The 2,024-nt window shown below is 37.5% G+C and carries 1 protein-coding gene and 1 pseudogene; both read left to right on the top strand.

The features are described from left to right. A partial coding sequence (locus DWV53_RS13515; RefSeq protein ID WP_118154906.1) for a formylglycine-generating enzyme family protein occupies positions 1 to 1,146 on the top strand: 1,146 nt, incomplete at its 5' end. 607 nt (positions 1,147 to 1,753) lie between these two features. After that, positions 1,754 to 2,024 (top strand): annotated as a pseudogene (locus tag DWV53_RS13525) (serine/threonine protein kinase); the annotation flags it as partial.

The raw sequence follows: 2,024 nt of genomic DNA on the forward strand, positions 1-2,024 counted from the left end.
CAGACTAGTTCTACTCCCGTAGGAATTAGTGCTGGCTATGCACCTTTGGAACAGTACCAACAGAGTTTGCAGGATTTTTCTCCTGCAACAGATGTTTATGGACTTGCTGCTACATTGTATTTCTTGGTGACGGGTAAAGTACCCGCGGAGGCTAGTATCGTTTTGAATGATGGAATTGGCCGAAAATCTGATGGTATTTCTGCAAAACTATGGCGAAGCGTAGAACGTGGAATGTGCCCTCGTAAAAATGATAGGTTTCAAAATATATCTGATTTTATAGGCTCTATTTCCGTTGGTGAAACAACAATTGTTTCAAAAAAAACTTTTGTAAATGAATTTGAGGCACCAATTGCATCGTCTACAACAAATGCTAGTGCTGGTAAAGGAAAAGGGAAATGGGCAAGGACAATTTTTATGAGCTTGTTGACGATTTCTATGCTTCTATCTTTGATAAAAGTGGGTTATGTGAAAGTGCATCAGCATATCGTAATCAATGAACTTGTAGATAATATGGTAAAGGTTAAAGGTGGAACAGTTGATGGAGTAACCTTCTCGGATTTTTACATTGGGAAATACGAAATTACCAATGAGGAATATGATGCAGTGATGGACGAAAGACCAGTCTATAGATTGATATTTGCTCAGATGGGTGGTGTGGAAGCTTATATCAATAAGCATAGAATAAAAAACGAGGCTGCAATGGGCAAAAAACATCATCCGAAGATAGTGTCTAGAAAGCAGGTGCTAGAGTTCTTGGAACGTCTAAATGAAAAAACAGGAAAACAATATAGATTGCCTACAGACTTAGAATGGGAAGTAGCAGCAAAAGGTGGCATTTGTGGGCATGGATATAAATACTCAGGAGGTAATGATATTCTTGGAGTAGCAAATTTCTATAATGGAAAAAAAACGAATCTTGAAGATGTTGGACAAAAACGCCCGAACGAACTAGGGTTATATGATATGACCGGTAATGTTGATGAGTTGTGTGACAATGCTTGTATTGATATAAATGATAAGAGGTGGAGTGTTCGAGGAGGTTGTTGCTTGGATGAAGCATCTGAGAGTTTTATAACTTCTAAGAAACCTTTAGGTACGAATTGTCTTGTTGGCTTTAGATTGGCATTAGGTAATTCGAATATTTGAGAAGAAGGATATGTAGATATGGGCTTGACTGTAAAATGGTCTAAATGTAAATTGGGCGTAAAAACACTAGAAGTTGCTGGCGATAGACTTGCATGGGGGAAACAGAAACAAAAGAAAGTTTTGATATGAAAAATTATGTGTCTCCTGTAAAAAAGAAAGAACTGGGAAATACCAAGAAAAGTGTTTCGTATGTGGTGGTTCTGGGCGTATAAAATGTGCTTTCTGTAATGGTACAGTTGTAATAGAGGATAGATGTCCCGTTTGTAAAGGAAGTGGTGTAATCATCAAATACAATGTCGTTCTTGTTTTGGACGAGGAACTGTTGGAACATTTGGAAACGCCTGTTTAGAGTGTGGGGGCTGTATGTTCTCATGCATATTGTGGAAAATGTAATGGTTCGGGCAAAATTGTTTCAGTTTGTACTGGATGTGATTTTTATAATCATATGGTATCTTGTAAAAAATGTTTTTGAACAGGATATGTATAGAAAACGAGAGTCGTTGAATATTATGAATAGATAATTATGATAGAATATCTTCAAAACAAAAAGTATAAAATAGAAAAGATCATAGGACAAGGTGGTTTCGGTATTACCTATAAGGCAATAATGAAAGAAACAGTTTCTGGATCTTTGGGTAATATGGAGGTCGATGTACCTGTGGCAATCAAGGAGTTCTTTATGAGGGACACTTGTGAGCGTGAGGAAGGGACGGGGAAGATAACCGTTCCTTCTCAGGGAAGTCGTGCCGTAGTAGAGTTATATCGCAAGAAGTTTGTTAAGGAAGCAAAGAACCTTGCACAGATGAATCATCCTCATATCGTTAAAGTAGTAGATGTGTTTGAGGAATATGATACGGTCTATTATGTGATGCAATATT

It is taken from the genome of Segatella copri (assembly GCF_003465495.1).
Classification (GTDB): domain Bacteria; phylum Bacteroidota; class Bacteroidia; order Bacteroidales; family Bacteroidaceae; genus Prevotella; species Prevotella copri_G.